Here is a 25,213-nt window from a genome sequence, read left to right on the forward strand (position 1 = left end):
CGGCATTCGACGCTGCCGGTCAGGCTGTTGGGACGACCATCCGAAAGTGTAGCCCGCCGTCGTCGATGGTGCGGTCGAACCGGCCTGCCAGGCTGCGTTCGATGGTCTGCCTTAGGAGCCTGGAGCCGAAGCCGGTCCCCTCGGCCTTGGTAGTCCCGGACGGTACCGCCCCTTCGGTCCAGTCGAGCGTCAAGGCGCGGTCCGCCACACGTCCCACCAGCCTGAGTGTGCCTCCGCCGGACAACGCCCCGTACTTCGCCGAGTTGGTGGCGAGTTCGTGGAAGATCATCGCGTAGTCGTTGACCTTGTCCGGGCTCGCGACCGCCGCGTCCTCGATGTCCACGTTGATGTTCGCGCCGTTCCGGTATGGCGACAGGATGCGTTCCGCGAGGTCCCGAAGCCAGATGTTGCCCTGGTCGAGCCGGTGCGACCGGGTCGCGAGGGTCGTCGCCTCGTGCAACACCCCGAACCGCCGCGACAGGTCTTCGGCGAAGCCCGGCGTCGACTTGGCCTCGCGGGCCACGATGGCGGTGAGCGCCCGGGCGACGGTGAACATGTTCGAGACGCGATGGGCCAACTCCGCGGTCAGCAGCCGCTCGGCCTCCTCGGCCCGCTTGCGGTCGGTGATGTCGAGGAAGATGGCCTGGACCCACTCCCCGACCTTACCGGCGTCGCCCCCGACGCCGCGCGCCGAGATCCACCGGGCGTCGGGGCTGTCACCGATGCGGAAGTCGAAGCTGTAAGCATTCGGATCGCTCGCGCTCGCCATCCAGTCGAGCTTCATGCCGCGGCGATCCTCGGCGGCGACCTTCTCGAAAAGGGCGTCGATGGTGACGACCGATTCCGTCGTTCCCCAGAACTCCCGACAGAGACCGTCGAGCTGAGCGAGACGACGTTCCGGCAACCAGGCCCACAGCCCGACGCCTCCCCGGTGAATCGCGGCGGTGAAGCTCGCGAGCGTCCACTCCTCACCCGTCAGTTCCGAACCTTCCTTCATGCCGTTCCCGGGTCGTTTCTGCCTGATGTGAGACGGTCACACGGTCGAGGATGGATCGACGCGGTGGAAGGCCCTCTGGTTCACTTGAGGCGAAATCAGCTTCGCGAGCATCCAACGTAGGCACCTGGAACCGAGCCAAGGTGACCTTGGGCGCCCAATCCGAGCCGTCAAGTTGGCCAAGCGAACCGGCCGGCGAACACCCGAGCCGTCGGCGCCGCATCCATCCCTCGATGGGCGAGACGGGTACGCCTCACTCGGGAAAGGCACGCAGCAGGTCTTCCGCACCGTACGGCTTCTTGACCACCGCCACCTCGGCGAGGTCCTCCGGGATGCGGAAGCCGTCGCCGTAGCCCGTGGCGAAGGCGTACGGGATCCCGAGTTCGAACAGCTTTCGTGCGACGGCGATGCTGGTCTCGGAGCCCAGATTGACGTCGAGCAGGGCTCGGGCCGGCGGCGCCGCGTCGATCAGGCGGAGCGCATCGCGCGTCGAGGAGGCCATGTCGACCTTGTCGGCGCCGAGCGACGCGAGCATCTCCTCTGCCTCAAGGGCGATGATCATGTTGTCCTCAACGACGAGGGTCGAGCCCGCGAGCCTACGCGCGCGCTCGGGTGCCGCGGCACCGACAACCTTCGGTGCAACACGCTTAGCGGCCTTCACCAGGGCTGCCGGAAGCGTGAAGCGCGCAACGACGCCCGTCAGTTCGTAGTGCACCTCCGCCTCGCCCTTGAGCTCGTACGGGATGGACCGCTCTATGATGGTGGTGCCGAACCCGCGCCGGGTGAGCGCCCGGACCGCCGGACCCCCGGTCTCGCGCCAGCGGATCACGAGCTGTTCGAGGGCGTCGCGTTCCCAACGGACGTCGACCCGACCCAGGCTGTCGCAGAGAGCGCCGTACTTGGCCGAGTTCGTCATCATCTCGTGCACGACGAGCGCGACGGTCGAGAACGCCTGCGGCTCCAGCAGGACGTCGACGCCGTCGAGGACGACCCGGTCCGCCTTGGGCCCGAGGTAGGCGCCGGCCTCCAGCATGATGAGGTCGCGCAAGGAGCCGGGCCCCCAGTTGGACGACGTGATCTGGTCGTGTGCCCGCGCCAGCGCCTGGATGCGGTTTCCGACCGTTGTCGCGAACACGCTGTCCGTGCCGTCTTCCGTACGGGACTGGGTGACCACGCCGCGGATCAGGTTGAGGATGTTCCGGACCCGGTGGTTGAGCTCCGCGATGAGGAGCTCCTGCCGTTCCTGGGCACCCTTGCGTTCCTTCTCGGCGGAGTCCGTCAGGCGCAGGATCACTTCCAGCAGGGTGATGCGCAGCGCCTCCGCCGTCCGCATCTCGACATCCGACCACGGCAGGGAGCGCCCGTGCACGGTCTCGCGCCACGCCTCGAAGCTCTTGCGCGGCGTCAGGCGGATGCCGTTCGGCCCCGGGGTTGCAGGCTTCACCGGGTTACCGGCCCAGGTCACGGTGTGGGAGACCTCGCGACGGAAGTAGACGAGGAAGTCCCGGGGCGTACGCGAGACCGGGATGGCTAGCATGCCCGCCGCCCGCTCGGTGAAGTCGCGGCCCGGCTCGTGGACGCGCCCGATCTCGTCGGTCGCGTAGGCCTTGCTGGCGGCCGTGCGATTGAGGAAGCGCACCAGACCGGCGAACTCCTCCGCGGTCGGGGTCGAGCCCTGCAGGGTGATCTCTCCGTTCACCCACAGGCCGATGCCGTCGCAAGGCAGGATCGCCGAGAGGTCGTCGAGGAAGTCGGACAGGTGCTCCAGGTTGGTGCCGCCGGACGCCAGCGCCCCGAGGAGGCGGTTGTGCAGGTCGCGCGAGCGGACCTCGCGCTCGGCGTCGGCCTCGCGCTCGCGGGCTTCCAGCAGCCACGAGAACATCTGCCCGAACAGCTCGGCGCCGGTGCGACGTTCGAGCGAGATGTGGCGCGGCTCGGTGTGGTGGCAGGCGAACAGGCCCCAGAGCCGCCCGTTGCGCATGATGGACACGGACAGGGAGGCCGCCACCCCCATGTTGCGGAGGTATTCGAGGTGGATCGGCGAGACCGTCCGAAGGGTCGACAGCGACAGGTCGAGGGGCTGCCCGTTCGGATCGCGCGACGGCACCACGGCGGCGCCAGCATCGTCGACGTCGGCGATGATGCGCAGCCAGTTGCGCTCGTAGAGGGCGCGGGCTTGTTTGGGAATGTCGGAGGCCGGGTAGTGCAGGCCGAGATAGGGGTCGAGTCCGGACCGGACAGACTCGGCCACGACCTCGCCGGAAAAGTCCTCGGCGAAGCGGTAGACCATCACCCGGTCGAAGCCGGTCAGCGCCCGCATCTGGCGTGCAGCCTCGCGGCAGAGCGGATCGAAGCCGACCGTCTGCTGGAGACGTCCGACCATGCCGCGAACGAGGTTGCCGGCGCTGAGATGCTCAGTGGCGCTCGGCTCGGCCTCGATGACGATGGTGTCACCGGAGATGTGGAGCGCCACGTCGAACGGCACGCCGCCCGGCACGAGCCTGAGCCCGAAGACCCGGTCGACCGCATCCGGGCCACGAAGGGTCTGCAGGTGGCCCCGGATCGCGTGGATGGCCTCGCGGTCGAGGACGACATCGAGGGGAAGGCCCAGCAGCGCGTCGACGGAGCGGTCCAGCCAGGCCGCGACGTTGTCGGAGACGCGGGTGACGATCCAGTCCGCGGAGATGCCGATCAAGAAGCCGAACGACTGTACCGCGCCCAGGATATGGATGGGCTCGCGGTCGCAGGACGAGAGGTCGACCTCGGGCGTCGGCTGCGACGCGTTCAATGGTTGCATGGCCCCGCGCTATGGTTCGCAGGCGTCCGTCCGGCTGCGGATCGGATATCGGCGCATCTCGGACGATCCGCAATGCGGACCGTCGTCGCGAGGGACGTTCATGCCAGGACTTGGACGACCCCGGTCGGCGTCGGTTACGACGCAATGATCTCGCGGATGCGTGCGGCCATCGTTTCGACGGCGAAGGGTTTGGTCAGCACCGCCATCCCGGGTTTGAGATGCCCGTTCCCGAGGACCGAGTTTTCGGCGTAGCCGGTGATGAACAGCACCTTCAGGCCGGGGCGGGTCTCGCGCCCGGCATCCGCCATCTGACGCCCGTTCATGCCGCCGGGCAGGCCCACGTCCGTGACCAGAAGGTCGATGCGCACGTCCGACTGGAGTACCTTCAAGCCGGCCATGCTGTCAGCGGCCTCGATGGCGGTGTAGCCGAGTTCCTCCAGGATGTCGGTGACGAGCATCCGCACGGTCGGCTCGTCGTCGACCACCAGCACGGTTTCGCCCTGCTCCGAGCGGGGAAGCTCGGATCCCTTCCGCGATACCTCCTCGACCTCGCCCTCGCTGTTGTGACGTGGCAGGTAGAGGCAGACGGTGGTGCCCTCGCCGACCTCCGAATAGATCCGCACCTGTCCGCCCGATTGCTGGGCGAAACCGTAGATCATCGATAGCCCGAGGCCCGTGCCCTCACCGATGGGCTTTGTCGTGAAGAACGGCTCGAACACGCGGGCGATCACCTCCGGCGGTATGCCGGTGCCGGTGTCGGTGACGCACAGGGAGAGGTACTGCCCCTCCGGGAGGTCGTGCTTGGTCGCGGACCACCGGTCGAGCCACTTGTTGGCGGTCTCGACGGTGATGCGCCCGCCATCCGGCATCGCGTCGCGGGCGTTGATGCACAGGTTGAGCAGCGCGTTCTCAAGCTGGGACGGATCGACCAGCGTCGGCCACAGGCTGGCGGCGCCGACGGTCTCCAGGTGGATCGAGGGCCCGACCGTGCGTTGGATCAGTTCCTCCATGCCGGCAACCAGGCGGTTCACGTTCGTCGGCTTGGGGTCGAGGGTCTGGCGACGGGAGAAGGCAAGCAGGCGGTGTGTCAGGGCCGCCGCGCGCCGGGATGCACCCTGGGCCGCCGCCATGTAGCGGTCGACGTCGGCAAAGCGCCCCTGGCTCATCCTGGTCTGCATCAGCTCCAGGCTGCCGGAGATGCCAGCGAGCAGGTTGTTGAAGTCGTGCGCGAGCCCTCCCGTGAGCTGCCCGACAGCCTCCATCTTCTGCGACTGACGCAGGGCCTCCTCCGTCCTGGCCTGCTCCCGGAGGGCGTCCGCGATCCGCTCGCTGAGTTCCGCGTTCAGGTCGCGAAGGGCCCTCTCGCTGCGGCAGCGTTCGACCGCGACGCGGGCCCTGAACGCGACCTCGCGGATGAACGCCAGGTCCGCCGCCGTCCATGCGCGGACGGCAAAGTGGTTTACGTAAAGGAGCGCGACCAGGCTGCCCTGTTCGATCACGGGGACGTTGACGCAACTCCAGACGCTTAGACCCCTCAGCGCGACGGCCGCGCTTGCCGTTCGCTCGTCCCGCTCGACGTCGTCGATGGCGATGAACTCGCCCAGCTTCAGGCTATCGACGAACGAGCCGTAGGCCCGGAGGGGTACGACGCCGGCAAGGGTCTCGACGCCGGGAGCGTTCCAATCCCGCTCCACGTGGAGCGTCTCGGCGATGGGGTCGACGGTCCCGTAGCCGACCCGTGCGACCTTCAGCAGGCTCCCGATGATCTCGCAGGCGTCGTAGGCGATGGCATCCGGATTGGTCATGCCGTCGATACGGACCGTGAAACCCGCCAGCACGTCGCTGTACCTTTGGGCGCGCACGCGCTCGGTGACGTCGTAGCCACCGACGAAGATGCCGGTCACGGAGCCGCCATCGTCCCGGACGGGCTGGTACAGGAGGTCGATGTGCCGGTCCTCGCCCTCGCCGACGAGGCGGATCGGCATGGACCGGGCGGAAAACGGCTCGCCCGTCGCGTAGACCTGGTCGAGAAGTTCGTAGAAACCCTGTCCGACGAGTTCCGGGAAGACCTCGCGCACGCTCCGGCCGACGAACTCGCGCGGCCCGGAGATCTCCACGTAGGCGTCGTTGACGTACTCGTAGACGTGTTCGGGACCGACGAGCACCCCGACGAAGCCCGGCATCTGCTGGAGGAGACGTCGGTGGCGCGCCTCGTTGGATTGCAGTTCCCGTTCGGCCTCCTTCTGACCGGTCGTCTCCGTGGCGACGCAGAAGGTTCCCGCGATCCCGCCCGCATCGTCGAGGAGGGGCGTGTAGGAGAAGCTGAACCAGCTTTGCGCGCGATCCCGCCCGGCCAGCGCGAACGGCATGTCCTCGAACCGCTGCGACTGACCGGCGAGCACCGCCGCGTTTATGGGCCCCATCGTGTCCCATATCTCGGACCAGAGCACCTGTGCGGGCTGCCCGAGCCCTGCGGGGTGCTTGGTGCCGAGGATGGGGACGTAGCCGTCGTTGTAGAGCGAAACCTGATCGGGCCCCCAGGTCATGTAGACGGGTTGGCGGGTCCGGATCGTCAGCGCAACGGCCGAGCGCAGGCTCTGCGGCCAGGTATCGGGCGGGCCGAGGGACGTGGACGCCCAGTCGTGACCGCGGATCAAGGCGCCCATGGCGCCGCCGCCTGCGAGGAAATTCAGACCCCCGTTGTCCATCTCAGGTGCGATCCTGCTGAATGGACTTCTTCAGAGAGACCGTAGGACCATTCCTGCGGTTTTCCTCCTGGTCGCGCAGGACGCGGATGGCCGCGCGGATCAGGTCGCTGACGGAGGTGTACTCGCCTTTGGCGACCTGCGCGTCGACCCAGTCGGCAAGGGGGCCCGTCAAGGCGATGTGACGCGAGTGCTTGGCTGGCATGGCGGCCAGTACCACGCCCACGCTTCAGGGTGTTTCCCTTTCTAACACCCGTCCCTGCGGCATAGGGGTGGCCTCGCTCTACGCCGTTTCGAAAAAAAGTGGACATGCCTTCAACCCACCCCGATGCCCGCCGGGCGGGACTGGGGTCGCCGGCCTACCGGAATCCCGAAACATGGACGCGGGTCGAAACGTTTCGGTCCGCGTTGACGGTCGGGGTGCCGGGATGCGGCGCCGCGTCCAGGAGTTCCGTCCGCGCATGCAGACCGAGGAAACCGCCGCACCACGCCCACCCGCGCAGGTGCCGCCTCCGCTCGTTCCCGGTTTGCGAGGACTGCTGACGCTGGCAGTCGGCGTGGTTCTCATCGTCGCCCTCTACCTGGGGCGCGAGGTGTTCATCCCCTTGGTGCTGGCGGTCCTCCTCAGCTTCGTCCTGGGTCCGGTCGTCAACCTCCTGCGGAGGATCAGGCTCGGGCGGGTGCCATCGGTGATCGTGGCCGTCATCCTGGCGCTGGGTGTGATCGGCGGCATCGGCGCGGTCATCAGCACTCAGGTCGCCGGGCTCGCCGGCAACCTTCCCCAATACCAGGCCACGGTCTCGAAGAAGTTCGCGGGCCTGCAGCAGGGCTGGCTCGGCGAGGCCAACCGGGTCATTTCCAAATTCAGCCACGAGGTCCACGACGCCACCCAGAAGGCCGACGCCACCGGCACGAGCGCCTCGACCGGACCCGCTGGCGACACGCCCAAGGCGCAACTCGTGCGCGTGCAGGACCCGGAGATCTCCCCCCTGGCGCTGGCGCAGAAGGTGCTCGGGCCGGTGTTCGAGCCGTTGACCACGGTGGGCATCGTCCTCGTCGTCGTGGTGTTCCTGCTCCTGCAGCGGGAGGACCTGCGCAACCGCATGATCCGGCTGTTCGGGTCGAGCGACCTGCATCGCACCACGGTGGCCATGGACGACGCGGCCGGTAGGCTCGGGACCTACTTCCTCGCCCAACTCGGGATGAACGCCGCCTTTGGCGTCATCGTCGGCGTGGGACTGTGGTTCATCGGCGTGCCCAACCCGATCCTTTGGGGGGTGTTCTCGGCGCTGATGCGATTCGTGCCCTACATCGGCGCCTTCATCTCGGGGGTCTTCCCGGTCGCCCTGGCCGCCGCCGTCGACCCGGGCTGGTCCATGGTCATCGCCACCGCCGCACTCTTCCTCGTCGCGGAGCCGATCTTCGGGCAGGTGATCGAGCCCTTGCTCTATGGGCACTCCACCGGGCTGTCGCCGTTCGCGGTGATCGTCTCGACGCTGTTCTGGGGCTTCCTATGGGGACCCATCGGGTTGATCCTGGCAACTCCGTTCACCGTCTGCCTTGTCGTGCTCGGCCGCCACGTCGACAGCCTGGAGTTCCTCGACATCCTTCTCGGCGACCGGCCGCCCCTGACGCCGGTGGAGAACTTCTACCAGCGCATGCTCGCCGGCGACCCGGACGAGGCGCGCGACCTCGCCGAGGCGATGCTGAAGGAGCGTTCGCTGTCGTCGTACTACGACGAGGTCGCGCTCAAGGGCCTGCAACTGGCGGCCAACGACTTCGCGCGGGGCGTCGTGACCCCGACGCAGCTTGAGAACATCCGCGCGTCGGCACGTTCGCTCGTCAGGGACTTCGAGGACCACGACGACGTCGAGCCGAAGGTCGATACCAAGGCGGTCAACCCCAACGACACCCCGACGCTGGCCGAGCGGGCGCATCCGAGGAACGAGGCGGTTCCGGGTCAGGCCGCGCCTCGGGACGCCCTGCCCGAGGCGTGGCGGGGCGAGACGCCGGTGCTCTGCGTGGCGGGGCGCGGCCCTCTGGACGAAGCTTCCTCGGCCATGCTGGGCCAGTTGCTGCGCAAACACGGCCTCGGCGCGCGGGTGGTGACCTACGGGGAGGTCTCGCGGGACGGCATCGCCAACCTGGACGTGGCGGGGGTGGCCATGGTCTGCATCTCCTACCTCGACATCACCGGGAACCCGGCGCACCTGCGCTACCTGCTGGAACGGCTTCGCCGACGGGCTCCAGACGTGCGGATCCTCGTCGGCCTCTGGCCGGAGAGCGAGAAGGTCCTCACGGACGCCGCAGTCGGACGCGAGGTCGGCGCCGATGTCTACGTGTCGTCCCTGCGCGATGCCGTCGAGGCCTGCCTCGGGGCAGCAGACGATACCAGTGCGTCCAAGGCCGCGGCGTGAGTGGAGGCGTCGAGGCCGACCGCAATCGAACCGATGGTCGAATCTATCGTTCGTCGCCCATCCGTCGTGTCCATGCAGGGTAGGTGTCCGATTTGGTGTGGCCCGGCAGCTTTGGGTACCGCTAACCGTCCTCGCGCCGGCGGCCCTGCGGACCGATCTTGCCGAGGACGCGTCCGAGCTGGTCGGCCGAGTACGGCTTATGCACCAGTTCGAAGCCATGCAGCCCGTCCTGGGCCAGGACGTGGCTGTAACCCGAGGTCAACAAGACTGGCAGGTTCGGCATCCGGCGTTGCAGGATCTTGGCGAACTCGATCCCACCCATGCCGGGCATGACCACGTCGGAGAACACCACGTCGAAGCCGGCGCCGTCGTCTCCAAGCTTCACCAGCGCCTCCTCGGCGTTGGCGGCCCAGGTCGTCCTGTAGCCGATATCCTCCAGGATCTGGGTGGCGAACCGGCCGACCTCGACGTTGTCCTCGACGATCAGCACGCACTGGCCCTCGCCGGTCGGGAAGCCCTCCGCGTCGCGAGGCGACGTCGGCTGCGCCGGGACGCCCTCGACGATCTTCGGCAGGTACAGCGTGAAGGTGGTCCCCCGGCCCAGCTCGCTCTCGACCTCGACGTCGCCGCCCGACTGCTTGGCGAAGCCGAAAACCTGGGAGAGCCCGAGCCCCGTGCCCTTGCCGACCTCCTTGGTGGTGAAGAACGGCTCGAAGATGCGGGCGACCTGATCCTGCGCGATCCCGGTGCCGGTGTCGGCGAGGGAAACGGAAGCGAACCAGCCAGGCGCGGCGGCGTGCCCGCGGATGGCCGGCAGGTTGCCGGTATGGTCCAGGCGAAGCGTCAGCGTGCCCTCGCCATCCATTGCGTCCCGGGCGTTGACCGCCATGTTGATCAGTGCGGTCTCGAACTGGCTCACGTCAGCGGTGACGAAGCACGGCTCGTCAGGGATCTCGGTGACCACGTGGATGCGCGCACCGGTTACGGTGTCGAGCATGTCGGCGACGCCGCGAAGGCGTTCGCCGAGGTCGAAGGTCTCCGGCTTCAGCGTCTGGCGCCGGGCGAAGGCGAGGAGCTGCCCGGTGAGCTTGGCGGCCCGGTCGACCGTGTCCGAGACCGCATCCATGTAGCGGGCCCGCCGCTCATCAGGCAGGTCGGGCCGCCTCAGGAAGTCGACCGACGAGCGGATGATGGTCAGCAGGTTGTTGAAGTCATGCGCCACGCCGACGGTCAGCTGGCCGATGGCCTCCAGCTTTTGCGACTGGCGCAACGCCTCCTCGGCCCGGACCAGGGCGGCGGCCTGCTCGTACTCCGCCGTCGTATGCCGGCCCGTCGCGTAGATCTGGCCGTCCTCGAAGGCCCCCGTCCAGGCGAACCGGCGATAGGTCCCGTCCACGTGGCGGAGGCGATACTCGTAGGGCTCGACCAACGGCTCCGTCATGATGCGGCCGAGCGCCGCCTGCGTCGGCCCCAGGTCGTCGGGATGGGTGAACACGACGAAGCTCTGCCCGACGAGGTCGGAGGCCTCCCAGCCGAGCAGGTCCTTCCAGGCCGCGTTCACCGCCAGGATGGTCCCCTGCGCGTCGGCGATCGCCAGCAGGTCGGGCGAGAGCCGCCAGGCCCGCTCCAGGGCACGCGCACGGTCGGCGACCCGGGCTTCGAGGTTCAGGTTGAGATCCCGCAGGGCGAGGGTCGCCGCCTCGGCGTCCCGGCGCGCCTCCAGCATCCGATGCTCGTAGCGGCGGCGGTCCGAGGCGTTGAAGACGGTGATGCGGATGAAGCGCAGGCCGCCCGTCTCGTCCTTGCGCGCCACGGCGTTGACGAGGACCGGCAGCTTCGTTCCGTCCGCGCGCACCAAGTCGAGGGCGACCTCGTTGAAGAAGCCCTGGATGCGAAGCATCGGGGCGAAATGGGTCTCGTAGTAGACCTTGCCGGCGATGTTCAGCAGGTCGAGGAAGCGGCGCCCGACGATCTGCTCGGCCGGGTGGCCGAGCCACGTCGCCAGGGTGCTGTTGACCTTGGACAGGCGGCCGTTCGGTAGGGCCGAGGCGTAGCCGCAGGGCGCGTTCTCGAACAGGTCCACAAGGTCGTCGACGTCGTGCGCGACAGGAACGTCAGCCATCGGCGGGCCCTTGAAGGAATGCCTCGATGGCGGCGATGGTCTCCTCCGGGGCACTCAGGTTCGGGCAATGGCCGGTGGCATCGAGCAGTGCGTACCGCTGTTCGTGAGATGGCGGTGCACGTACTCGCCGACCTCCTGCGGCGCGATCACGTCCTCCGTGCTTTGGATGACGAGGCAGCGGGCAGTCACGCCCGCGAGGTCGGCGCGATTATCGGCGAGGAAGGTCGTGCGGGCGAAGCGCTTCGCGATGTCCGGGTCGGTCCGGCAGAAGCTGTTGGTCAGTTCCTCGCCGAGTTCGGGGCGGTCGGCGTTCCCCATGATCGCGGGGGCCATGGCTTGGGACCACCCCATGTGGTTCGTGTCCAGGAAATCGAGCAACTCATCGACCTGGGGGACGCTGAAGCCGCCGACGTAGCCGTCGTCGTCGAGATAGCGCGGCGACGGGCAGACCAGGACGAGCCTGTCGAACAGCTCCGGAGCCTTCTTCGAGGCCAGCACCCCGATCATCGCGCTGACGGAATGCCCGACGAACACGCCGCCGGTTACCGAGAGGTCTCGGCAGAGCGCGACCACGTCATCGGCATAGCCGTCAAGCGACGCGTACCTGTCGGCATCGAAGGCGGACAGATCGGACCCACCCGCACCGATATGGTCGAACAGGATCGTGCGGTAGCGGTCCTCGAACGCCGGCGCCACGAAGCGCCACATGTTCTGGTCACACCCGAAACCGTGAGCGAAGACCATCGTCTCCGTCCCGGTTCCGCCCAGCTTAGTGTTGTGTCGCCGGACGACGGACAATGCGACGCTCCCACTTGGTCAGCGTCCTTACACCCGACCTTGCGAAAGACCTAAGCTGCAGGAGCCATGCGGCGGTTCGCACGACGCTCATCGACGACACGTTCGCATGCGGGTGGCCCGACGAACCGACGAAGGACGGTTCCATGCCGAATACTGTCGCGTTTCCCGATGGGCGGGTGCTATGCCTTGCCATGCCCCCCGCGAACACGGCGGAGTGGCGTTCGCACCCGGAGACGTGGCGATGACCAGGTGACGATGCCGTTGCCGCCCGCCATGACAGATCCAGCCATCCCAAGCGGCGTCGCGCGCCGACTGGCAGGGTTCGTCCGGCTCGCAGGCGCCGCAGGCATCCTCCTCGGCGTCTCGGTGCTCCTCGGCTACGGCCTTCACCGACCGCTCCTGACGACCCTTCTCCCCGGCCTGCAGGCGATGTCGGTCATGACCGCCGCCAGCTTCGGCCTGATGGGCTGGGCGCTCGTCGCCGAGAGCCTCGGTCGCCACCGGCTCGCCCGCGTCATCGGTGCCATCGTGCTTGTCGGAGCGCTCACCCTCCTTGGCAGCCACCTCCTCGCCGGCGGAGACGTGCTCAACCGTCCGCTGGCCGCGCACCTGTTCGGCTATGATCCGACCCTAGCGGGCCGGACCTCAATGGCAACGGCGACCGGGCTCATGCTGCTGGCCGGCAGCCTCCAGTTCGGCGGCCGGCGCGACGTCCGCGGCGTAAACCCGAGCAACGCCTGCGCGGTCCTCGGCGCCGGCATCGGCGGCCTGGCGCTCGTCGGCTACGCCTACGGGACGCGCGACCTCTACGCCCTCAATCCCTTCGACACCATCGCACTCCATTCCGCCTCCGGACTGTTCGTCCTCGGCCTCGCCGCCGTGGTCGCCCGCCCGGATAGGGGCTGGGGCGCCGTGATCGCCTCCGACCTATCGGGTGGTGGCTCGACTCGGCGTCAACTCGGCTTCACCCTGCTCATCCCCATCGCCGGAGCCGTGCTTCTGCGCGTCACCGACGCCGGGAAGGTCGGCCCCGGCATGGCGATGGCGCTGCTCGTCACGCTGACGGTCGCGTGCCTGGGCCTGCTGGTCCTGCGCGACGGCCGCATTCAGGACGAGCTCGACTGCGAGCGCCGGTCCCGGAGCGCCGTGCTTGCCCTGGCCAAGGCCGAACTCGAACGGGACCTCGCGATGCGTGCGGCCGCCCTCGACGCGGCGACCCGCGAGCGCCTCCAGGCCGAGGACGCCTTACGCCAAGCCCAGAAGATGGAGGCCATCGGACAGCTGACCGGCGGCGTGGCGCACGACTTCAACAACCTGCTCACGGTGATCCGTTCGTCGAGCGAGCTCCTGCGCCGCCCCAACCTGCCCGAGGACCGGCGGCTGCGTTACGCCGAGGCCATCGCGGACACCGCCGCCCGCGCCACCAAGCTGACAGGCCAGCTCCTGGCCTTCGCGCGCCGGCAGAGCCTGAAGCCGGAGGTGTTCGACGCCGGTCAGAGCGTCGCGGCCATCGCCGACATGGTCGGTACGTTGACTGGCGTGCGCATCGAGATCGTGACGCGGGTGCCCGGCGAGCCCTGCTTCGTCGAGGCGGACCCGAGCCAGTTCGACACCGCCGTGGTCAACCTGGCGGTGAACGCCCGCGACGCGATGGCCGGCCATGGCCTGCTCACGATCGTCGTCGAAGCATCGGTCGCCGGGGACGTCGTGACCGTATCGGTGACGGACACGGGCTGTGGGATCGAGCCCGACGACCTGGACCGGATCTTCGAGCCGTTCTTCACCACCAAGGGCGTCGGCCACGGCACGGGGCTCGGGCTCAGCCAAGTGTTCGGGTTCGCTAAGCAGTCAGGAGGCGAGATCAAGGTCGAGAGCGCCCTCGGCCGGGGCAGCACCTTCACCCTGTCCCTGCCGCGGGTCGCCGGGATGAGCCGGGCAGGCATCGTGGACGCAGAACCGGAGCCGCTCGTCGACGGCCACGGCACCTGCGTGCTCGTCGTCGAGGACAACCTCGACGTCGGCAGCTTCGCGACGCAGGCGCTGGCCGACCTCGGGTACCGCTCGATCTGGGCGAAGGACGCCGAGGCCGCCCTGGCCGAGCTCGCGACGGATGCCGGCCGCTTCGACGTCGTGTTCTCGGACGTGGTGATGCCCGGCATGGATGGGATCGCGCTCGGGCAGGAAATCCGGCGACTGCATAGTGACCTGCCGGTGGTGCTGACCTCGGGCTACAGCCATGTGCTCGCTCAGAACGGCACTTATGGTTTTGAGCTCCTGCACAAGCCCTACGCGGTCGACCAGCTCTCCCTGGTGCTGCGTAAGGCGGCCGTATGGCGCAGACGGAGACGCATCCTCGCAGGTTGAGCCGAGGGACTATCCAGGAAGGTGCTGGAATGCCGCTCGATTGCCTGTCAAAAATCGGTAGGGAACGAGCGAAGGTTACGGCGTTTGTTCCAAGAAGGGTACTTCCAGACCGCGCTTCCATTCCGGCGCCCTGATGCTCGGGCGCATACGTCGGACGTTGCTCCGCGTCGAGGAACTTCTCACCTCAGCACCGTTGCAGTCGAAGTCGAGGCGGCAACCGAAGGATAAGCATGACCTACCTGCGCTACGCCCCCGACATCGCGTGGCCTACGCCGGACGAACAAGAGACCATCGACGGCATCGTCAAGGGTATGACCCAGCAGTCGGAGACGGTCGAGAAGCGCGAGCACCATGCGGTCCGCGCAAGCCACGCCAAGAGCTCCGCTTGCGTCACAGGTGAGTTGACGGTCGCTGCAGACCTACCGCCGGAACTGGCGCAAGGTCTGTTTGCCAGCCCTGGTACCCATCCCGTTGCGGTCCGCTTCGCGCAGGGCCCGGGCGAGATCCTGGGCGACCGGGTGTCGACCCATCGCGGCATGTCGATCAAGGTCTTCGACGTCCCCGGGGAGAAACTCCCCGGCCATCCCGTCGACACGCAGGACTTCGTGCTCGCGACCGGCACGACCTTCCCGTCCGGCACGGCGGCCGGCTTCCTCCGGGACGGCACGGTCATCGGCAAGTCGACGGGCCTGCCGGAGGGCGTGAAGAGCGCGGTGTCATCCACCATGCGCAACCTCAACAAGGTGCTGCATGCCTTCGGCACCGAGAGCGCGCTCGCAGACTTCTTCGGGCACCCCTACAGCCACCCGTTGGCGGACAGCTACTTCAGCCAGGCGCCGGTGAGGTTCGGCGACTACGTCGCCAAGCTCGGAGCGGTCCCCGCGATCGAGAGCCAACGTGCCTTGTCCGAATGGCGGCTCGATCCGCACCAGGACGAGGACGGATTCCGGCACGCCACGATCGACTTCTTCCGGGAGAACGAGGTGGTATTCGAGTTGAGGGCGCAGCTTTGGGCCGATGCCGAGAGGCAGCCCATCGAGGACGCCTCGGTCGACTGGCCGGTCTCGGTCAGCCCGTACCGCACGGTGGCGACGCTCCGCCTGCCGCGCCAGGATGCCTACGCGCCGGACCGGGTGCGCTACTTCGACGAGGTCATGACGTTCCGCCCCGCGCACAGCCTCGCGGCGCACCGACCGCTCGGCTCGGTGATGCGGGCGCGGCTGCAGGTCTACCAAGCGCTGAGTGCCTTCCGCCACCGCGAGAACGGCGTGGCGGAAGAGGATACCGCCGGCATCGACCGCATTCCGGCGTGACGAACGACGTTACGGTCGCCCCGACTGATACCATAAGAAGTGAAAAGGCTGACCGGACCTGGTCCGGTCAGCCTTTCGAAGACATGGCAGCAATTCAAAGGTCCAAAGGATGATCGCCGCCATACAGGCTGGGGCCGGATCGCCTTAAGCCTCGCCCCAGATCGCGCGCACGCGACCCACTGCAGGGCGTGCGTTCATACGTGAGAAATGCGCGGCAAGGTTGTCGGGAAGCGTGATGTCGACCTGAGGGGCCCAGCGCTCGGCGTAGTACAGCGCCGTGTCGGCGATCGTGAGCGTTTCCCCCGACGCGTAGGGTCGATTGCCCAGGTTCTTCGCAAGGATGCCCAGGGCGGTTTGGACCATTTCCCGACCTTGTCCCTTCACAGCCGTCTTGCCGAGGCCCAGGCTGGAATGAAGCATGTCCGGCGGCTCGAACTTCTCGGGCATGAAGATCCGTCCGAAGGCCTGCGCGTGGAGGGTGCCGATGGCGTAATCCATGATTTCGAGGCCTTTTGCCTCGGCCTCCGGATCGTCCGTCAGCAGCTTGGCGTCCGGATTAGTGCGTGCAAGCCACGTGGCGATGGCGCCGTACTCGGTGAGTACCGAGCCGTCGTCGCGCACCAGCGTCGGTACCTTGCCCTTGGGATTGATCGATCGGAACGGGTCCCCGTGGGTGGCGCCGCCCGCGACGTCGATCTCCTCGGCCTCGTAGGGTCTGCCGATCTCTTCCAGCAGGATGTGGATGCCGATCGCGCAGGTATGCGGTCCCCAGTAAAGCTTCGTCATCGCAGCGGCTCCTGAAAATATCCCGCGGGACCCATTGGTTGAGCCGGGGAAGCCCTCGGCCGCACGGTCAAGTTCCCGCCACTCGTCAGCCATCTCGGATGGGGATACGACCCCATGATCGCCGGTCCGGCGCAACGCATCGATACCCCGGCGCTCATCGGGGCGGCGAGCAGGCTTAGTTCACCAACCGGGTGATCGCGCGGTCGACGTTCACGCGGTCCGACCAATCCTTGGCGCTCTCCTGCCCCTTGAGGGCGATCAGGCGTGCGCCGCTGACGTCGACGTTCTTGAAGTCGGCGCCCGCCACCGTGGCCCCGGTGAGATTGGCGCCCGACAAGTCCGAACCCATCAGGATCACGTCGGTGAGGTCGGCGTCCGTGAGGTCGGCGTATTCCAGGCGCGAGCGCCCGAGGTTCGCGCCCTTCAGGTTGGCGCCCCTGAGGTTCACCGAGACGAACACCGCCCGCATCAGGCCCATGGACTGGTTCCTGATGTCGGCGCCCCACTTGAGGTCGACCAGCGTCGCCTTGGCCATGTTGGCGCCTTTGAAGTCGCCGATGGGCATCGAGCGGCTTAGGTCTGCGGCGCTGAGGTTGGCGTCGCGGGCGGTGATGCCGAACATCCTGGCGCCGACGAGCTTCGCGCCGCTCAGGTCGGCCTTGATGAACCAGGCCTGCTCCAGGTTCGCCCCGCTGAGGTCGGCGCCACGCAGGTTCGCCTTGTTGAGACGCGCCGTGCGCAGGTTCGCGCCCCTGAGGTCGAGGCCGGACAGGTCGAGGCCGGCGAGCGCCTTGTCGGATAGGTCGACGGGCTTGCCGTCGGCCTTGGCGATAAGCGCCTCGACGTCGGCCCGGGTCATCTCGGCCCGTGTCATCGCCGCCGAGCCCATGTCGGCTCCGAGAAGCAGGTCCTGTTCGGCGCGTGCCGGAGCCGCCGCGAGCAACGCCACCGTCAAGAGGAGGGGAAAGGCACGCATCCGTTCACTCCCGTTCGGTCCCGGGCGGGAGGAAAAGATCCCCGCAGACCGCACCGCGTCCGACCAGGGGGCGATGCCGGGGACGACATGCCGGTTCGATCAGATTCACACGTACAAGGGTTTGGCGCCCCCGGCCGTGGCGGCTGGAACGCAGCGCGGCGGATGGCTCGGGAGCCGTCCGCCCCGATGCGGATGCATGATCACATCCGGTTCATCATGCGCTTCTTCATCATCTGCCGGCGCATCATCTTCTTATGCATCATGCGCTTCCTCATCATCATCCGGTCGCCGTGCATCATGCGGACCTGGGTGATGCCGGCCTGGTCGTTCTGGAGGCCGTTTGGGCCCATCGGCGCGGCCGAGGCGCCGCCGATACCGAGGGCGAGGGTGCCGAGGACCGAGGCTGCAAGTGCGAAGGTTGCGATCTTCATACGCGATCTCCTGTACGAGTTGTCTTGCCAGAAAGGCAGAGATAAAAAGCATGAAATTCTACATGGTTCCAATAATAGACAACTAATATACTTGGAATACTGCTAATTACCCATGAGTCCAGGCGCGGCGAGGAGCGTCCGCGCCGCGCCCAGGCCGGGCAGTCGACGCCTTGTACGGGTGGGGTCGCCATTGGGTTTCAAGCGTCGCCGCTCGGGATGCTGGGGCTCAGCTTGCCCGGCAGCCGTCCCAGGTCATGACCGACCTGCCGACGCCTCGCGCGCCCGCAGATGGTCCCGCACCTGACGCACCACCGCGAGCTCGTCCATCCTGGCCCAAAGGAATCCGACCGCATCCGTCTCTCGCCAAGGGCTTGTCCAAGGCCTACGGGCCGGACGGCGTGCTCGTGAACGCCGTCGGGCCGGCATTCATCGCCACGCCGATGACCGATGCGCAGATGGAAAAAGAGAAGGGCATCTCCTTCGACGAGGCCATCCGGCAGACGCTCGACGAGGAGCGACCCGGCATGGTCGCCAAGCGCCGCGGCAAGGCCGAGGAGGTCGCCGCAGCCATCGTGTTCCTCTGCTCCGAGCGCGCGAGCTTCATCACCGGCGAGTTCCTGTGGGTCGATGGCGGGTCGGTGATGACCATGGGAGCCTGAGACGCCGATGGGACGGCATCCCAGGATAGGTGCTCTCAGGCGTCCTGCATCGCGTGGGCCCGCGAGGGCAGCACCCAGTTCGGCCTGATGAAGTGGCAGGTGTACCCGCCGGGGCGCCGTTCCAGGTAGTCCTGATGCTCCGGCTCGGCCTCCCAGAACGGGCCAGCCGGCGCCACCTCTGTCACGACCTTCCCCGGCCAGAGACCGGATGCCTCGACGTCGGCGATGGTGTCCTCGGCCACGCGACGCTGGGCGTCATCGCCGTAGAAGATAGCCGAACGGTAGCCGGGCCCCCTGTCGTTGCCCTGGCGGTTCGGCGTTGTGGGGTCGTGGATCTGGAAGAAGAACTCCAGCATGCGCCGAAAGCTCGTCCTGGCCGGATCGAAGGTGATCTCGATGGCCTCGGCGTGCGTGCCATGGTTGCGGTAGGTCGCGTTCGGCACGTCGCCACCGGTGTACCCCACGCGGGTCGACACCACGCCTTCCTGGCGCCGGATCAGGTCCTGCATGCCCCAGAAGCAGCCGCCAGCCAGCACCGCCTTCTCGTCGCCCATCGTCGCCTCCCAATCGGATCGGACCGCCCCTACGACCCTTAGATGGGAACCGGTCGGCGTTTTGCGCTGCGTCCTTGCGCCTGACGGCCAGGGGGATCGACCATCTCGTGCGGTTGGGTCGCTCATCGTCCAGGTGACTGGATCATGGGGACCAGGTGCGTGCATCCTGGAGGCAGGCACCGACTTGGTCCGCATCAATGACAGCCTTCGAGACCAAGCCGCCGTCGCGGAGGCAGTGGCCTGACGCGAGGCCCGGTACCGTTTTCCGACAGTGATTGCTGGCCGGCCGCTTGAAGTGATGGACAAGCGCGAGGTGCATTCCGTGAGCCGTAAGCTATCGGCGGATGCAGGAGAGGCTTCCTGGGTCGGCCTGGAGCGTTTCCAGCTTGGATTTCTGTTGGCGAAACGACGATGCCCCCAGTCGTCGAGGGATTGGCATCCGCAGCAGTCGAGGCGCTTGGCGCAGGAAAGCCAACGGGATGGCAGAACGTCATCGGGCGAAGGCGATTGTTTGTTTGAGAACCGCTGTAGCCCGCACGTTCGAGATACCCTCACCGAGGATTTATGACCGTTTCAGCCGCGTCGAACCTGCTGCGCCGATCAGGGCCGTCAGAACCCGTTTCCCATGTCGATCCACCGCGGGCGTCCGATCCCCGCTTCACCGCCGTGGTGCCCAACCATGCACGCCTCGTCTCGCTCTACGACCAGGCAGTGTTCGCCGAGGGGCCGACCTGGTGGCCCGCGCGGGACATCCTGGTTTGGTCGGACGTCGAGGGGCGCCGGGTGCTCGGCTGGCACGCCGACGGCTGCGTGCGGGTCGTCATCGACGCCACGCCGTTTATAAACGGCAACACGGTCGACCGGGACGGCAACCTGATCCATTGCGAGCACGGCAACCGCCGCCTGTCACGCACGACCCCGGACGGACGATACGAGGCCCTGGTCGAGACCTACGAGGGCCGACGCTTCAACGCTCCGAACGACGTGGTCTGCGCCGCCGACGGCGCCCTGTGGTTCACTGATCCGGCCTATGGCCTGCGCCTGCCCAGGCAGGGGGCACTGGCAGAGTCCGACCTTGGTCACCACAGCATCTATCGCGTAGACCCGACGACCGGCGCGGCGCGGCGAATGGCCGACCTCGGACAGCCAAACGGGCTCGCCTTCGCGCCGGACGGGCGCACCCTCTACGTCAGCGACACCTCCCGCACCGAGGGCGGCGACGGGCATACGATCCATGCCTATCCGATCCTGGACGACCTGAGCCTGGGCGAACGACGGGTGTTCGCCGAGGTCGAACCCGGCGTCCCCGACGGCTTCCGCGTCGACCGCCGCGGCTGGATCTGGACGAGTTCCGAGGCCGGGGTCCAGGCCTTCTCCGCAGAAGGACACCGGCTCGGGCTGATCCCGACGCCGCAGGTGTGCTCCAACCTCTGCTTCTCTCCCGATGAACGGCGGCTGTTCATCACCTCGAAGCAGCACCTCTACGCCCTCGACCTGGCCGATCCGGCCGGCTGAGGCGACCTCACGGCATCGTTAGACCGCGTTCGTCGACGACAGGAACCCGGTTTCGGATGCCGTGTTGGCCCGGAGCAATAGACGGTGCCCGGCGGAACATGTCGGCGCGATCCCACCCCCTTCCCAGGTACGTTCGCACGGCGGGCGTCGTCGCTACCCTCCCCGAGGACCTCACATGGCCGAAGCCGTCGCCGACTTCTTCTGGAAACGCCTGGCCGATTGGGGGGTGAAAAAGATCTTCGGCTACCCGGGCGACGGCATCAACGGCCTGCTCGGCGCGCTTCAACGCAACGACCTGCCGTTCGAGTTCATCCAGGTCCGGCACGAGGAGATGGCCGCGTTCATGGCCGCGGCCTACGCCAAGTTCACCGGCGAGGTCGGGGTGTGCATGGCCACGTCCGGCCCAGGCGCGACGCACCTGCTCACCGGGATGTACGACGCCCATCTCGACCACGTGCCGCTGCTCGCAATCTGTGGGCAACAGGCGCGCAACGTCAACGGCGCGCACTACCAGCAGGAGTTCGATCTCACCAGCGTCTTCAAGGACGTCGCCGCCTACGTGCAGCAGGCCTCCTCGCCCGCGCAGGTCCGTCACATCGTCGACCGCGCCATGCGCATCGCCAAGGCGGAGCGGAAGGTCTCGGCGATCATCCTGCCGAACGACCTGCAGGACGTTCCCTACGAGGCGCCGGTGCGCAAGCATGGCAACACCTTCTCGGGCGTCGGCTACACCGCGCCCAAGGTCGTGCCCTTCGACGCCGACTTGCGCCGCGCCGCCGACGTGCTGAACGCCGGCAAGAAAGTCGCGATCCTGGTCGGCGCCGGTGCGCTGCATGCGACGGACGAGGTCATCGCCGTCGCCAACAAGCTTCAGGCCGGCGTCGCCAAAGCCCTGCTCGGCAAGGCGGCGTTGCCGGACGACCTGCCCTTCGTGACCGGCACCATCGGGCTGCTCGGCTCCAAGCCGTCCTCGGATATGATGGAGGACTGCGACACCCTCCTGATGATCGGCTCCGGCTTCCCATGGGCCGAGTTCCTCCCGAAGGAGGGGCAGGCTCGCGGTGTGCAGATCGACATCTCCCCGGAGATGCTGTCGCTGCGCTACCCGATGGAGGTGCCGCTGTGCGGCGAGTCCGCCGAGACCCTGAGGGCCCTGCTACCCTTGCTGGAGCAGAAGAAGGAAGGCGGCTCCTGGCGTACCGGCATCGAGAAGGGGATGGTTTCCTGGTGGAAGGAGGCCGAGGACCGGGCGATGGCAAAGGCCAACCCGGTCAACCCGCAGCGGGTCACCTGGGAACTGTCGCCGCGCATGCCCGAGCGTGCGATCATCACGTCGGATTCCGGTTCCTGCGCCAACTGGTTCGCCCGTGACCTCAAGATGCGCCGTGGCCAGATGTGCTCGCTGTCCGGCGGCCTCGCCTCGATGGGGGCCGCGGTGCCCTACGCCATCGCCGCCAAGGTCGCGCATCCCGACCGGCCGGTGATCGCGTTGGTCGGTGACGGGGCCATGCAGATGAACAACATGGCCGAGCTGATCACCGTCTCGAAGTACATGCACCGCTGGTCGAACAAGACCTGGATCTGCTGCGTGTTCAACAACGAGGACCTGAACCAGGTCACATGGGAGCAGCGGGTGATGGAGGGCAATCCGAAGTTTGAGGCGAGCCAGACCATCCCGAACGTTCCCTATCACAAGTTCGCTGAGCTGATCGGCCTCAAAGGCATCTACGTCGACGATCCGGAGCGCATGGGGGCAGCCTGGGACGAGGCGCTGGCGAGCCCGGTGCCGGTGGTGCTGGAGGTGAAGACCGACCCCGAGGTGCCTCCGCTGCCGCCGTTCTTCACGTTCCAGCAGGTGCAGAACTTCATGTCGATGCTCGGCAAGGGCGATCCGAAGGAGCGCCACCTCCTGGTCGACACAGCCCGGCAGGTGCTGAGCTCCGTCCTGCCCGGCAGCAAGTAGGATCGGCTTCCACGGTATGCGTGACGATCCGAAGATCGGAACGGTGCGGGCACGGGCCTACACCGTTCCAACCGATGCGCCCGAAGCGGACGGGACGCTGAGTTGGGACAGGACGACCCTGGTCGTCGTCCATGTCGAGGCCGGGGGCGAGACCGGCCTCGGCTACAGCTACACGGACGCCAGCGTCGCGCGACTGATCGAAGGGACGCTGGCATCGCGTCTCACGGGGTTGTCCGCTCTCGACATCCCCCGTGCCGGTGCGGTGCTCTGGGGCGCGGTACGCAACCTCGGGCGCTCCGGGCTTGCGGCGACGGCGATCTCAGCGCTCGACACCGCGCTCTGGGACCTCAAGGCTCGCCTCCTTGGCCTGCCGCTCGCCACCTTGTTCGGGCGTGCACGAGAGAGCGCCGATATCTACGGCAGCGGCGGCTTCACGAGCTACGACGACCACCAATTGCGAGAGCAACTCGCCATGTGGGTCGAGCGGGACGGCTGCCATGCGGTGAAGATGAAGATCGGTAGCGCTCCCGAGCGTGATCCGGCACGCATGGTGATTGCCAAAGAAGTGATTGGCGACGCCCACCTGTTCATCGATGCCAACGGTGCCTTCACCCCGAAGCGCGCCGTCGCTTTCGCGCAGGAAGCATGCCGCTACGACGTGATGTGGTTCGAGGAGCCGGTGACGAGCGACGATCCCGCGGGTCTCGCCGCGGTCCGGGCGGCTGCACCGGCCGGCATGGAGATCGCCGCCGGTGAATACGTTTACACGCTCGACGACATGCACGGGTTGCTCGATGCCGGCGCGGTCGACGTGGCCCAAGCGGATGTAACCCGCTGCGGCGGGTACAGCGGCTTCCTGAAGATCGCTGCCTTGTGCGAGGCGGCGCATATCGATCTGTCCGGCCACTGCGCCCCCGCCCTGCATCTCCCGGTGGCGGTGGCAGCCCCGCGCTTCCGGCACCTCGAATGGTTCCACGACCACGTCCGCATTGAGCGGATGCTGTTTGACGGGGCACCCGTGCCCCACGGCGGTACGATCACACCCGATCCGACCAGGCCCGGCCACGGCCTCACCCTCAAAACCCGGGATGCCGATGCCTATGCCGTCTGACAGCGGCCGCCCACCAGGGCGCCGTCACGTCCCGGAAATGAAGCGGCGCGTCTCACCGGTGAGGGCCGAAGCGACCGTGCACCCGGTGGTCGTCCTCGTCGCGGCCGCGGCCGGAGCAGGTCTCCTCACGTGGTTTGCCGCCGGGCGTTCCAAAAGCCTCGGGTCGACCACGGAGGGCCGTCGTTTCAGCCCACGTGGTCGCGAGGTGACCGCGAGCGCCGCCCAGCGCCTCAACCATGCCTCCACGATGCTCGCCGCTTCGGTGCTGTTCGATTCCGGCCTGGAGCATTACCGGGGCCAGTTCTTCAACCGGGCGATGTATACCCCCATCATCGTGTCCAGCGTGACCCTAACGGCGTCCCTGCATGGGGCTGGGGACACCGACCCCGAAAGCTCCCGCGTCCGGCACGGGGTTCAGGTGTTGGCCGGCCTCACCGGGCTAATCGGCTTCGGCTTCCACGCCTACAACGTCGGCAAGCGCGAGGGCGGCTACTCCTTCCAGAACCTGTTCTATTCCGCGCCCATCGGCGCTCCGATGGCGTTGACGCTGGCCGGCATCCTCGGCGTCGTCGCCGAACGGGTGCGCGATGCCGATCCCGGCGAGCCCCGGCTCGTCGGCTTGCCGGCCGGGCGGGCGTTGGCGGTCGCCACCGCCGGCATGCTTGCAGGCACGACCCTGGAGGCCGGGCTGCTGCACTTCCGAGGCGCTTTCCAGAACCCGGCCATGTTCGTCCCCGTCACCCTTCCGCCGCTCGCCGCCACCTTGCTGGTTCGCGCCGCGACCAAGCCGGTGGGGGCGAGCCAGGTGAGCGCGAAGTGGGGGATGTGGTCGGTGTCCGCCATGGGTGTCGCCGGAGTCGCCTTCCACGCCTACGGCGTCGCCCGGATGATGGGCGGCTGGGACAACTGGCGCCAGAACCTCATTGACGGGCCGCCGCTGCCGGCCCCGCCCTCCTTCTCCGGGGTGGCGCTGGGCGGCCTCGCCGCCCTCGAACTCATGGAACGCAGCCGCTTCCGCTTCTGACCCCGAGGGATCCCATGCGTCCGAGACTGGACCTATATCCGGGCTACGACGTGCTCACGAAGCGCGACGGCCCGTCCTGGAACGCCAAGACCCGCGAGGTCCTGGAGGAAAGGCTCGCCATCGGCCCGGAGACGCGCCGTTTCTTCGACGAGGCCGAATGGTCGACGCTGACGGCGCTGGCCGAGCGGATCGTGCCGCAACCGGCCGACCGGTCCGATCCGGTCCCGGTAGCGGCCCTCGTGGACCACAAGCTCGCGACCGACACGCGCGACGGCTACCGCAACGCCGAACTACCCGAGGAACGCGAGGCGTGGCGCCGTGGACTGCGTGCCCTAGACGCCGAGGCCAGGGCACGGTTCGGCGCACGCTTCCATGAACTCGGCGCCTGGGCGCAGGACGAGCTGCTGAAGCTCGCCGAGAAGGGCGAGCTGACCGGTGCGGTCTGGGAGGGCATGCCGTCCAAGCTGTTCTTCCACCAGCGCATCCTCGCCGACGTGGTGAAGGCGTACTACGCCCACCCCACAGCCTGGAACGAGATCGGCTGGGGCGGCCCCGCGAGCCCGCGCGGTTACGTCCGCATGGATTTCGACCGCCGCGACCCCTGGGAGGCCGCCGAGGCCAAGCCCGGCCGCGAGGACGAAGCCTACGAAGAGAACCTCCAGGTCGGCCGATAAGGATCACCTT

General features: G+C 67.7%; 17 protein-coding genes and 2 pseudogenes. 9 read left to right on the forward strand and 10 right to left on the reverse strand.

Annotated features, from left to right (window positions below; all coding sequences use genetic code 11):
- Positions 1–19 precede the first annotated feature (19 nt).
- From OXS27_RS21390 to OXS27_RS21405, 4 genes are all read right to left on the reverse strand, one after another.
- Complete coding sequence (locus OXS27_RS21390; protein ID WP_267358584.1) at positions 20–997, reverse strand: sensor histidine kinase; 978 nt, start codon at positions 995–997, stop codon at positions 20–22.
- A gap of 250 nt (positions 998–1,247) precedes the next feature.
- Positions 1,248–3,791, reverse strand: coding sequence for an HWE histidine kinase domain-containing protein (locus tag OXS27_RS21395; protein ID WP_267358585.1), 2,544 nt, complete (start codon positions 3,789–3,791; stop codon positions 1,248–1,250).
- A 134-nt stretch (positions 3,792–3,925) separates the two neighbouring features.
- Positions 3,926–6,499, reverse strand: a complete 2,574-nt coding sequence (locus tag OXS27_RS21400) for a PAS domain-containing protein (RefSeq protein ID WP_267358586.1) — start codon at positions 6,497–6,499, stop codon at positions 3,926–3,928.
- A 1-nt stretch (position 6,500) separates the two neighbouring features.
- Positions 6,501–6,716: a type II toxin-antitoxin system ParD family antitoxin gene (locus tag OXS27_RS21405; protein ID WP_267358587.1), complete on the reverse strand. Its 216-nt coding sequence runs from the start codon at positions 6,714–6,716 to the stop codon at positions 6,501–6,503.
- Between the two features lie 241 nt (positions 6,717–6,957).
- Between OXS27_RS21405 and OXS27_RS21410 the strand changes: the two genes are divergently transcribed.
- Positions 6,958–8,913: an AI-2E family transporter gene (locus tag OXS27_RS21410; protein WP_267358588.1), complete on the forward strand. Its 1,956-nt coding sequence runs from the start codon at positions 6,958–6,960 to the stop codon at positions 8,911–8,913.
- Between the two features lie 121 nt (positions 8,914–9,034).
- Here the strand turns inward: OXS27_RS21410 and OXS27_RS21415 are convergent, their stop codons facing one another.
- On the reverse strand, positions 9,035–11,035 hold the full coding sequence (locus OXS27_RS21415) for a PAS domain S-box protein (protein ID WP_267358589.1): 2,001 nt from the start codon (positions 11,033–11,035) through the stop codon (positions 9,035–9,037).
- Positions 11,028–11,833: pseudogene (locus OXS27_RS21420) on the reverse strand (alpha/beta hydrolase). Before OXS27_RS21420 ends, OXS27_RS21415 begins: the two are co-directional and overlap by 8 nt.
- Before the next feature lie 273 nt (positions 11,834–12,106).
- On the opposite strand from OXS27_RS21420, the gene OXS27_RS21425 reads away from it, so the two are divergent.
- Complete coding sequence (locus OXS27_RS21425; protein ID WP_267358590.1) at positions 12,107–14,197, forward strand: ATP-binding protein; 2,091 nt, start codon at positions 12,107–12,109, stop codon at positions 14,195–14,197.
- A 230-nt stretch (positions 14,198–14,427) separates the two neighbouring features.
- Positions 14,428–15,510 carry a catalase family protein gene (locus OXS27_RS21430; protein ID WP_267358591.1) on the forward strand — a complete coding sequence of 361 codons (1,083 nt, stop codon included), beginning with the start codon at positions 14,428–14,430 and terminating at the stop codon, positions 15,508–15,510.
- A gap of 144 nt (positions 15,511–15,654) precedes the next feature.
- Here the strand turns inward: OXS27_RS21430 and OXS27_RS21435 are convergent, their stop codons facing one another.
- The 3 genes from OXS27_RS21435 to OXS27_RS21445 all read right to left on the reverse strand — a co-directional run bounded on the left by OXS27_RS21435 (position 15,655) and on the right by OXS27_RS21445 (position 17,703).
- Positions 15,655–16,389, reverse strand: a complete 735-nt coding sequence (locus OXS27_RS21435) for a glutathione S-transferase family protein (protein ID WP_267358592.1) — start codon at positions 16,387–16,389, stop codon at positions 15,655–15,657.
- An 82-nt stretch (positions 16,390–16,471) separates the two neighbouring features.
- Entirely contained in the window at positions 16,472–17,272 is an 801-nt protein-coding gene (locus OXS27_RS21440) for a pentapeptide repeat-containing protein (protein WP_267358593.1), read from the reverse strand.
- A 200-nt stretch (positions 17,273–17,472) separates the two neighbouring features.
- On the reverse strand, positions 17,473–17,703 hold the full coding sequence (locus OXS27_RS21445; protein ID WP_267358594.1) for a hypothetical protein: 231 nt from the start codon (positions 17,701–17,703) through the stop codon (positions 17,473–17,475).
- 356 nt (positions 17,704–18,059) lie between these two features.
- Between OXS27_RS21445 and OXS27_RS21450 the strand changes: the two are divergent.
- Positions 18,060–18,362, forward strand: a pseudogene (locus OXS27_RS21450) (SDR family oxidoreductase); the annotation flags it as partial.
- Positions 18,363–18,397: 35 nt separating this feature from the next.
- On the opposite strand, the gene msrA reads toward OXS27_RS21450, so the two are convergent.
- Positions 18,398–18,916 carry a peptide-methionine (S)-S-oxide reductase MsrA gene (gene msrA / locus OXS27_RS21455; protein ID WP_267358596.1) on the reverse strand — a complete coding sequence of 173 codons (519 nt, stop codon included), beginning with the start codon at positions 18,914–18,916 and terminating at the stop codon, positions 18,398–18,400.
- A gap of 564 nt (positions 18,917–19,480) precedes the next feature.
- On the opposite strand from msrA, the gene OXS27_RS21460 reads away from it, so the two are divergent.
- From OXS27_RS21460 to OXS27_RS21480, 5 genes are all read left to right on the forward strand, one after another.
- The gene (locus tag OXS27_RS21460; protein WP_267358597.1) at positions 19,481–20,431 is read left to right on the forward strand and encodes an SMP-30/gluconolactonase/LRE family protein; all 951 of its coding nucleotides are present in this window, start codon (positions 19,481–19,483) and stop codon (positions 20,429–20,431) included.
- Positions 20,432–20,606: 175 nt separating this feature from the next.
- The gene (locus tag OXS27_RS21465; protein WP_267358598.1) at positions 20,607–22,394 is read left to right on the forward strand and encodes a thiamine pyrophosphate-requiring protein; all 1,788 of its coding nucleotides are present in this window, start codon (positions 20,607–20,609) and stop codon (positions 22,392–22,394) included.
- Positions 22,395–22,410: 16 nt separating this feature from the next.
- Positions 22,411–23,505: an enolase C-terminal domain-like protein gene (locus tag OXS27_RS21470; RefSeq protein WP_267358599.1), complete on the forward strand. Its 1,095-nt coding sequence runs from the start codon at positions 22,411–22,413 to the stop codon at positions 23,503–23,505.
- A gap of 58 nt (positions 23,506–23,563) precedes the next feature.
- The gene (locus OXS27_RS21475; protein ID WP_267358600.1) at positions 23,564–24,529 is read left to right on the forward strand and encodes a hypothetical protein; all 966 of its coding nucleotides are present in this window, start codon (positions 23,564–23,566) and stop codon (positions 24,527–24,529) included.
- A gap of 14 nt (positions 24,530–24,543) precedes the next feature.
- Positions 24,544–25,203 carry a gluconate 2-dehydrogenase subunit 3 family protein gene (locus OXS27_RS21480; protein ID WP_267358601.1) on the forward strand — a complete coding sequence of 220 codons (660 nt, stop codon included), beginning with the start codon at positions 24,544–24,546 and terminating at the stop codon, positions 25,201–25,203.
- Positions 25,204–25,213: the final 10 nt, after the last annotated feature.

The sequence above is a fragment of the Methylobacterium sp. GC_Met_3 genome (genome assembly GCF_026540775.1).
In the GTDB taxonomy this organism is placed as follows: domain Bacteria; phylum Pseudomonadota; class Alphaproteobacteria; order Rhizobiales; family Beijerinckiaceae; genus Methylobacterium.

Excerpts from the sequence above, each read along its gene's own strand:
- OXS27_RS21410 (WP_267358588.1), top strand. The coding sequence starts at position 6,958 with ATGCAGACCGAGGAAACCGCCGCACCACGCCCACCCGCGCAGGTGCCG.
- OXS27_RS21435 (WP_267358592.1), bottom strand. The coding sequence starts at position 16,389 with ATGGCTGACGAGTGGCGGGAACTTGACCGTGCGGCCGAGGGCTTCCCC.
- OXS27_RS21425 (WP_267358590.1), top strand. The coding sequence starts at position 12,107 with ATGACAGATCCAGCCATCCCAAGCGGCGTCGCGCGCCGACTGGCAGGG.
- OXS27_RS21430 (WP_267358591.1), top strand. The coding sequence starts at position 14,428 with ATGACCTACCTGCGCTACGCCCCCGACATCGCGTGGCCTACGCCGGAC.
- OXS27_RS21465 (WP_267358598.1), top strand. The coding sequence starts at position 20,607 with ATGGCCGAAGCCGTCGCCGACTTCTTCTGGAAACGCCTGGCCGATTGG.
- OXS27_RS21415 (WP_267358589.1), bottom strand. The coding sequence starts at position 11,035 with ATGGCTGACGTTCCTGTCGCGCACGACGTCGACGACCTTGTGGACCTG.
- OXS27_RS21440 (WP_267358593.1), bottom strand. The coding sequence starts at position 17,272 with ATGCGTGCCTTTCCCCTCCTCTTGACGGTGGCGTTGCTCGCGGCGGCT.
- OXS27_RS21400 (WP_267358586.1), bottom strand. The coding sequence starts at position 6,499 with ATGGACAACGGGGGTCTGAATTTCCTCGCAGGCGGCGGCGCCATGGGC.
- OXS27_RS21470 (WP_267358599.1), top strand. The coding sequence starts at position 22,411 with ATGCGTGACGATCCGAAGATCGGAACGGTGCGGGCACGGGCCTACACC.
- OXS27_RS21445 (WP_267358594.1), bottom strand. The coding sequence starts at position 17,703 with ATGAAGATCGCAACCTTCGCACTTGCAGCCTCGGTCCTCGGCACCCTC.
- OXS27_RS21480 (WP_267358601.1), top strand. The coding sequence starts at position 24,544 with ATGCGTCCGAGACTGGACCTATATCCGGGCTACGACGTGCTCACGAAG.
- msrA (WP_267358596.1), bottom strand. The coding sequence starts at position 18,916 with ATGGGCGACGAGAAGGCGGTGCTGGCTGGCGGCTGCTTCTGGGGCATG.
- OXS27_RS21395 (WP_267358585.1), bottom strand. The coding sequence starts at position 3,791 with ATGCAACCATTGAACGCGTCGCAGCCGACGCCCGAGGTCGACCTCTCG.
- OXS27_RS21460 (WP_267358597.1), top strand. The coding sequence starts at position 19,481 with ATGACCGTTTCAGCCGCGTCGAACCTGCTGCGCCGATCAGGGCCGTCA.
- OXS27_RS21390 (WP_267358584.1), bottom strand. The coding sequence starts at position 997 with ATGAAGGAAGGTTCGGAACTGACGGGTGAGGAGTGGACGCTCGCGAGC.